A 7,618-nucleotide genomic window follows, 5' to 3' on the forward strand; every position below is an offset into this window, starting at 1 on the left:
TCCTGGCGCGCCTGGACGAGCTCGGTCTCGAGCCCGCCAACTACAACGGCGGCGGTCAGATCGTGGTCGCCGGAGCCGTCGACGCGCTGCAGGCGCTCAAGGACGAGCCGGTCGCCGGCACCCGCGTCATCCCCCTCCAGGTCGCCGGAGCGTTCCACACCCGCTACATGGCGCCCGCGCGCGACTCGCTCGCCGAGGTCGCCGCGGGGATCACCCCCTCCGACCCGACGCTGCGGCTCTGGACCAACCGCGACGGCTTGGTCGTCGACTCCGGCGCCGCGTTCCTCGAGCTGCTCGTCGGCCAGGTCGCCTCCCCCGTGCGCTGGGACCTCTGCATGGCGGCGTTCGCCGAGGCCGGAGTCACCGGCCTCATCGAGCTCGCCCCCGCCGGCGCCCTCGTGGGCCTGGCCAAGCGCGGCCTCAAGGGTCTGCCGACCCTCGCGGTCAAGACACCCGACGACCTCGACGCCGCCCGCGCCTTCATCGACGAGCACGCCGCCTAGCAGGAGAGACCCCCATGACGCCCCCCACCCTCACCCAGTCCAGCGGCACCGCCTACACCCGGATCCTCGGCATCGGAGCCGCGCGCGGCGACCGCGTCGTGCCCAACGACGACCTGATCGAGCCGATCAACTCCTCCGACGAGTGGATCCGCCAGCGCACCGGCATCATCGAGCGCCGCCGCGCCTCGGCGGGCGTCGAGGCCGTCGACCTGGCGACGACCGCCTCCCTCGAGGCGATCGAGAAGGCCGGCATCCGTCCCGACCAGATCGGCGTCGTCCTCGTCTCGACCATCAGCAACACGGTGCAGACCCCGTCGCTGGCCGCGCTGCTCGCCGACCGCATCGGAGCGAACCCCGCACCCGCGTACGACATCTCGGCCGCCTGCGCCGGGTACACCTATGGCATCGCCCAGGCCGATTCGTTCATCCGCTCCGGCCTCGCCGAGTACGTGCTCGTCGTGGGCGCCGAGAAGCTCTCGGACCTCGTCAGCCCCACCGACCGCAGCATCTCCTTCCTCCTCGGCGACGGAGCGGGCGCCGCGGTCGTCGGGCCGAGCGACTCCGCCGGCATCTCGAAGACCGTCTGGGGCTCCGACGGATCCCGCTGGGACACCGTGGGCATGGACAGCCCGCTGCTCGCCTACCGCGAGGGGCGCGCCGAGTGGCCGACCCTGCGCCAGGACGGCCCCTCCGTCTTCCGCTGGGCGGTCTGGGACATGGCGAAGGTCGCCAAGCAGGCGCTGGCCGAGGCCGGAGTCGAGCCCTCGGACCTCGCCGCGTTCATCCCTCACCAGGCCAACATGCGGATCATCGACGAGTTCGCCAAGCAGCTGAAGCTGCCGGACACGGTGACGATCGCCCGCGACATCGAGACGACCGGCAACACGTCGGCCGCGTCGATCCCGCTCGCCACCCACCGCCTGCTCGAGGAGCACCCCGAGCTCAGCGGCGGACTCGCCCTGCAGATCGGCTTCGGAGCCGGACTCGTGTTCGGCGCGCAGGTCGTGGTGCTCCCTTAAGGGGAGACGACCCACCCCTAAACTGACTCACGGTCACTCGACGACAACTCGAATCACACCCCTCAAGGAGAGAACCATGGCACTGTCCACCGAAGAAGTCCTCGCCGGCCTGGCCGAACTGGTCAACGACGAGACCGGCATCGCGACCGATTCCGTCGAGCTGGACAAGTCGTTCACCGACGACCTCGACATCGACTCCATCTCGATGATGACGATCGTCGTCAACGCCGAGGAGAAGTTCGACGTGAAGATCCCGGACGACGAGGTCAAGAACCTCAAGACGGTGGGCGACGCGGTCACCTTCATCGTCAAGGCGTCCGAGTAGGACTCACCGCTCCACCGTCCGCGAGGCGGACACCCCGGCCCGGCACAGGCCCGGCCGGGGTGCGCCCGGCACCCACCCCGTCACGGAACAGAGATCGTCGTCATGAGCAGCAAGAAGATCGTCGTCACCGGCATCGGCGCCAGCACTCCCCTGGGAGGAACGGCGCGCGAGTCGTGGAACGCCCTCCTCGCGGGCGAGTCCGGCGTCAGCACCATCCAGGCCGACTGGGTCGCCGAGCACGACCTCCCCGTGACGTTCGCCGCTCAGGCGAAGGTGCGCCCGGAGGACGTCCTCCCCCGCCCCGAGTTCAAGCGGCTCGACCCCTCGAGCCAGTTCGCGCTGATCTCGGCGCGCGAGGCCTGGGCCGACTCGGGCATCACCGACGTCGACCCGCTGCGCGTGGGCGTCGACTACTCCACCGGCATCGGCGGCCTCTGGACCCTCCTCGACGCCTGGGACACCCTGCGCGAGCGCGGGCCCCGCCGCGTGCTGCCCATGACCATCCCGATGCTCATGCCCAACGCCGCCGCCGCGGCGATCAGCATGTCCATCCCCTCCCGCGCCTACGCCCGCACCGACGTCTCGGCCTGCGCGTCGAGCACCGAGGCGATCGCGAACGCCTACGAGCACCTCCAGCAGGGCCTCGCCGACGTCGTCATCGCCGGCGGCACGGAGTCCGTCGTGCACCCGCTCCCCCTCGCGGCCTTCGCCGCCATGCAGGCGCTCTCGCGCCGCAACGACGACCCGGCCACCGCCTCCCGTCCGTACGACGTCAGCCGCGACGGCTTCGTCCTGGGCGAGGGAGCCGCCTCGCTGGTCCTCGAGACCGAGGAGCATGCGCTCGCCCGCGGCGCCCGCATCTACGCCGAGCTCGCCGGCGGCGCCGTCACCAGCGACTCGTACCACATCACCGCGCCCGACCCCGAGGGGTCCGCCGCCGCCCGCGCGATGATCGCCGCCCTCGAGCAGGCCGGCGCCTCCCGCACCGACGTCACCCACGTGAACGCCCACGCGACGAGCACCCCGGTCGGCGACGTCGCCGAGTACCGCGCCCTCGCCCGCGTCTTCGGCGACCACCTGTCGAACATCGCCGTCTCGGCGACGAAAGCGGCCACCGGCCACCTCCTCGGCGGCACCGGTGCCCTCGAGGCCATCTTCACGGTGCTGGCCCTCCACGAGCGCACCGCTCCGCCGACGATCAACCTCACCGAGCAGGACCCCCAGATCCCGCTCGACGTCGTCACCAGCCCCCGCGCCCTCGGCGACGGCCCGCTGGTCGCCCTCTCGAACTCCTTCGGGTTCGGGGGGCACAATGCTGTTGCCGCGTTCCGGTCGGTGTAGCGGGGCGTAGCCCCGTACACCGAGCGGAACGCGGGCTTCGTTGCGCGTAGCGCAACGAAGGCGCGTCCGCTCCCTGCGTGGCTCGGTTTCCGGGGGCCGGTGCGGTGCGGCGACGGCGATCCGCTGGGACGCGGATCGCCGGATACGCCTCGCGGCGCTCGGGTGGGTTGCGCGCCACCCTCCGGGCGGCGGCGCATCGCTCGCTCTACCGGGCATCGACGGGAAGCTCGCCCTGCCGGGCATCGGCGGCAACGTCGCCCTACCGGACAGTGGCACGCAGTTCAGCGCAACCGGCAGGGCGGAAAGCTCGCCGTGACCGGTCCTCGGCACGAAGCTCGCTCCACCGGGTATCGGCACACAGCTCGCTCCACCGGGTATCGGCATACAGCTCGCTCCACCGGGTATTGGCACACAGCTCGCCGTTGCGGGCTTCGGCGGACCGTTCGCCCCACCGGGCATCGGCGGAAAGCTCGCCGTGACCGGCATCGGCGCTTGTCCCCGAGCTCGCCGATCGCGCCTCGGGCTCGTCGAATCACGTCCGGCTCGCGGAAGCGTCCGTGCCTCGGGAGCCCGACCCGATTCCACGAGCCGAGACCTCTGCGCGGACCGCCCGGCAGCCCCTCGTCCGGCCACCGATGATCCTGCCGGCACGATCCGGACCTGTGTCCCCTGGGACGACGCGTTCCGGCGACTCCCGAAACTCATCCCCGGCCCGCAGAACCGCACTCGACTCGCGAGAACCCCCGACCCGACGAGCCCGACCGCTTTCCACGAGCCGGCGCTCCTGCGCCCGGCCGGGTCCACGAGCCGGAGGTGCTGCGCCCGGCCGGGTCCACGAGCCGAGAGTCTCGACCCGGTCTCCTCCGGTGGGAACGAAGACCTCAAGCCCCGGCCCCCCGGATCGCCGAGCCCCGCAAGGCGTATCCGCCGAATCGCGTACCAGCGATTCGACGTCGCCGTTCGCTCCACGCTCCACGCTCCACGAAACGCGACCACGTCGCACAGCCGACCGCGCGACGCCGTGCGAGGAGCGGCGTCGACACGGGCACCGCCGACCGCGCGACCCCGCGCGGGGAGCGGCGTCGAAACGAGCACCGCTGCATCAGCCGACTCGGTGCAGCCACACGAAGTCGCTCGCGTAGCGGATAGGCCCGAGCCTCCGCCCCCGGATCGCCGAGCACCGCGAGGCGTATCCGCCGAATCGCGTACCAGCGATTCGACGTCGCCGTTCGCTCCACGCTCTAAGAAACGCGACCACGTCGCGAAGCCGACCGCGCGACGCCGCACAGGGGGCGGCGTCGACACCGAAACGTCGGCGTCAGCCGACTCCGTGCATCCAGATGACCGGCGCGAAGTCGCTCGCGTAGCGGAACGGCTCGAGCTCGTCCTCCCAGGCCTGGCCGAGGGCGAGGCGGAGTTCGCGGTGCAGCTCGATGGGGTCGGCGCCGGCGGTCTCCATGGCGGCGCGGACGCGGTCCTCGGGGATCACGGTGTTGCCGACGCTGTCGGTCTGGGCGAAGAAGATGCCGAGGCCTGGGGTGTGCATCCAGCGGCCGCCGTCGACTCCGGGGGACGGCTCCTCGGTCACCTCGTAGCGGACGTCCTCCCAGCCGCGAAGGGCGGAGGCGATGCCGGCACCGGTCCCGGGAGGTCCCTCCCAGGTGAACTCGGCCCGCTGCGTGCCCCGGAGAACCGGCTGCTCGATCCACTCGAAGTTCACGGCACGACCGAGAGCGCGCCCGGCTCCCCACTCGAGGTGGGGGCAGAGCGCGCGAGGGGCGGAGTGCACGAAGAGCACACCCCGAGTCTGCTGCGCCACCATGCTGTCCTCCGTCCGTCCTGGTGCGTCTTCCCCAACGACCCGGACCACGTACGACAAGTGGTGCATTCTTCGATTGTGCGGTGGACGAGCCACCACGTCAGAGTATGCATCAGGCGTCCTGCGCCGACAAGGCGGCTCGCCGCGCCCGCCCCGGGAGCGCCCGGATCCCCTGCCTATACTCGGGATCGTCCGGTGCCCTCTCGCGTCCGGGCCCGCCCGAGAGGAGTCCCGTGTCGGTCCGCGACGGCCTCCTGGCGCTCCTCACCCTCGGCCCGGCCTACGGTCTGCAGCTGCACTCCGAGCTCCTGGACCGCGCCGCTCATCGCCGCCGGGTGAACGTCGGTCAGATCTACTCCACCCTCGATCGCCTCCGCGAGCGCGGCCTCGTCGTCTCGGCGGGCGCGACGGAGGACGGACTCCCCCTGCACGCTCTGACCGACGAGGGCCGGGTCGAGGCCGTCGCCTGGCTCCACGGCGACGGCGCCTCGGCCCAGGAGGACTGGGACGACGTGCTCGACCGCATCCTGCTCGCGTCGAGTCTCGAGGAGGCCGATCTCGAGGCCGTGCTCTCGGCGTACGCGGTCACCCTCCCGGAAGACGAGGAACAGCTCGACGACCACCCGCAGCGGCGCCTCGCGGCCCGCGCGATGCGGGTCCGCGACGACGCCCTCCGCGGCCTGCTGGCCGCCGCCCGGGAGGAGCTGTCCGGTGCCGACGCCGGCGCCGGAGTGCGAGGATTCGCCCTGGAGCGCCCCCGTCGCGGCCGCAGAGCGGTGTCCCGCGACGAGACAGGCGCGGGCGCCGTCGCCTAGTGTGGAGCGCATGTCCCGCACACCCCTCGGCCTCCGCGAGCCCTCGCGCGCGCGTCGACGCCTGATCGCGGCCGGTGCGGGCACCCTCCTCGTCCTCTGCGCCTCCCTGGCCTCGCCTCTGACCGCCTCCGCCGCCTACGATCCGTCCGACTACCCGTCGTGGTCCGACGTCGAGTCGGCGAAGGACAGCGAGAGCGCGACCGCCGCCGAGGTCGACCGGATCACGGCGTTCCTCGCCGACCTCCGCGACCAGGCCGCGGAGCTCACCGACGCCGCGATCGCGCGGGCGGCCGAGGCCGATGCCGCCCGGACGGCGCTCGACGAGGCGAACCAGCGCGTCACCGCTCTCGAGAGCCGGGCCGATGCCGCGCGGGCCGACGCGGACGCCGCGAAGGAGCAGGCCGGCCGACTCGCCGCGCAGCTCTACCGCAGCGGCGGAACCGACGCGACGCTGAACCTCCTCGTCGGCGGGGAGCAGTCGGACGAGCTGCTGTACCGCCTCGGCACGATGAGCCAGCTCACGCTGCAGACGAGCAGCCTGCAGACCGCCGCCGAGACCACCGAGAACGCGGCGGGCGCCCTCGCCGCCCAGGCCGAGCAGGCCCGCTCCGAGCGCGTCGCCCTCGTCGACGCGGCGAGTGCGGCGCTCGACGCGGCCGAGGCGGCCCAGAGCGCCGCCGACGCCAAGGTCGCCGAGCAGGAGCAGTACAGCTCGACGCTCTACGCGCAGCTCGCCGATCTCAAGAACACGACCGCGGCGCTCGAGGAGCAGTACGCGACGGGTCAGCAGGAGAAGGCGGTCTTCGAGGACCAGCAGCGCCGTGCGCGAGAGGCGGCCGAGGCCGAGGCACGCCGTACCGCACCCGCCGCCGCTCCCCGCCCCGCAGCACCCGCTCCGGCTCCGGCCGCGCCCGGCGGCGGTCCGCTCCAGCTCGGCAACGACGACCCGACCGGAGCGAAGAACAGCTCGGCCGAGACCATCGCCGCGCTCAGCACCTACGCCGGCCGCACCGACGGCATGTCGCCCGCGCAGGCGCAGGCCTACGCGCGGTCCGTCCTCGGGAACTACGGCTGGGGCTCGGACCAGATGGACGCGTGCCTGGTCCCGCTCTGGAACGGCGAGTCCGGCTGGCGCTGGAACGCGCTGAACCGCTCCTCCGGCGCCTACGGCATCCCTCAGGCGCTGCCCGCCAGCAAGATGGCCTCCGCGGGCATGGACTACCAGACCAACGCGGCGACGCAGGTGAACTGGGGACTCTCGTACATCAAGAGCTCGTACGGCTCGCCCTGCAGCGCCTGGGCGAAGTGGAACAGCCGCTCGCCGCACTGGTACTGAGCGCGCGCCTCACTTCGCCTCGTCGTAGGCGTCGACCACCGCGACGGTGACCGGGAAGTCGATGTCGGCTCCGCCGAACAGCGCTCGACCCGCGCGCTCCGCGGACTCGCGGACGATCTCGGCGACCCGCTCCGCCGCTTCGGCGGGTGCGTGCACGATGACCTCGTCGTGCAGGAAGTACACGAGGTGCGCGCGGTCCAGGCCCGGCCCGCCGTCGCGCAGGCGCGCGCGCAGGTCACCCATCCAGCACAGCGCCCACTCGGCGGCCGTCCCCTGCACGACGAAGTTGCGGGTGAAGCGGCCCCAGTCGCGGGCGCGCTGCGCGCTGCGGGCGTCGGGGTTCTCGTCGTTCGGGCCCACCGCTCCGGGCGGCGAGCTGCGGCCGAGCCAGGTCGACACGGACTCGCCGCGCTCCCCCGCCCGCGCGGCGAGTCCGTGTCGACCTGGCTCGGCCGCAGCT

8 protein-coding genes are annotated in these 7,618 nt (G+C 72.6%); 6 read left to right on the forward strand and 2 right to left on the reverse strand.

Annotation, left to right across the window (positions count from 1 at the left end; genetic code table 11):
• The 4 genes from NB037_RS17705 to NB037_RS17720 form a co-directional block, all read left to right on the forward strand.
• Window positions 1-503 (forward strand): ACP S-malonyltransferase (locus tag NB037_RS17705; RefSeq protein WP_372490784.1); only part of this gene is annotated, 503 nt, incomplete at its 5' end.
• Window positions 504-517: 14 nt separating this feature from the next.
• Window positions 518-1,522, forward strand: a complete 1,005-nt coding sequence (locus NB037_RS17710) for a beta-ketoacyl-ACP synthase III (protein WP_251948131.1) — start codon at window positions 518-520, stop codon at window positions 1,520-1,522.
• A gap of 76 nt (window positions 1,523-1,598) precedes the next feature.
• A complete protein-coding gene (locus tag NB037_RS17715) occupies window positions 1,599-1,847 on the forward strand; it encodes an acyl carrier protein (protein WP_207402410.1) in 249 nt (82 codons plus the stop codon).
• A 102-nt stretch (window positions 1,848-1,949) separates the two neighbouring features.
• Complete coding sequence (locus NB037_RS17720) at window positions 1,950-3,188, forward strand: beta-ketoacyl-[acyl-carrier-protein] synthase family protein (RefSeq protein ID WP_251948133.1); 1,239 nt, start codon at window positions 1,950-1,952, stop codon at window positions 3,186-3,188.
• 1,318 nt (window positions 3,189-4,506) lie between these two features.
• Here the strand turns inward: NB037_RS17720 and NB037_RS17725 are convergent.
• On the reverse strand, window positions 4,507-5,010 hold the full coding sequence (locus NB037_RS17725; RefSeq protein WP_207402412.1) for a DUF3145 domain-containing protein: 504 nt from the start codon (window positions 5,008-5,010) through the stop codon (window positions 4,507-4,509).
• A 230-nt stretch (window positions 5,011-5,240) separates the two neighbouring features.
• Between NB037_RS17725 and NB037_RS17730 the strand changes: the two genes are divergently transcribed.
• A complete protein-coding gene (locus NB037_RS17730) occupies window positions 5,241-5,822 on the forward strand; it encodes a PadR family transcriptional regulator (RefSeq protein ID WP_251948136.1) in 582 nt (193 codons plus the stop codon).
• A 10-nt stretch (window positions 5,823-5,832) separates the two neighbouring features.
• Window positions 5,833-7,158: a coiled-coil domain-containing protein gene (locus NB037_RS17735; protein WP_251948138.1), complete on the forward strand. Its 1,326-nt coding sequence runs from the start codon at window positions 5,833-5,835 to the stop codon at window positions 7,156-7,158.
• A gap of 9 nt (window positions 7,159-7,167) precedes the next feature.
• Here NB037_RS17735 and NB037_RS17740 read toward each other — a convergent pair.
• On the reverse strand, window positions 7,168-7,618 hold a 451-nt coding region (locus NB037_RS17740; protein ID WP_251948140.1), incomplete at its 5' end, for a DNA polymerase.

This window comes from Rathayibacter rubneri (assembly GCF_023743255.1).
GTDB classification, from domain to species: domain Bacteria; phylum Actinomycetota; class Actinomycetes; order Actinomycetales; family Microbacteriaceae; genus Rathayibacter; species Rathayibacter rubneri.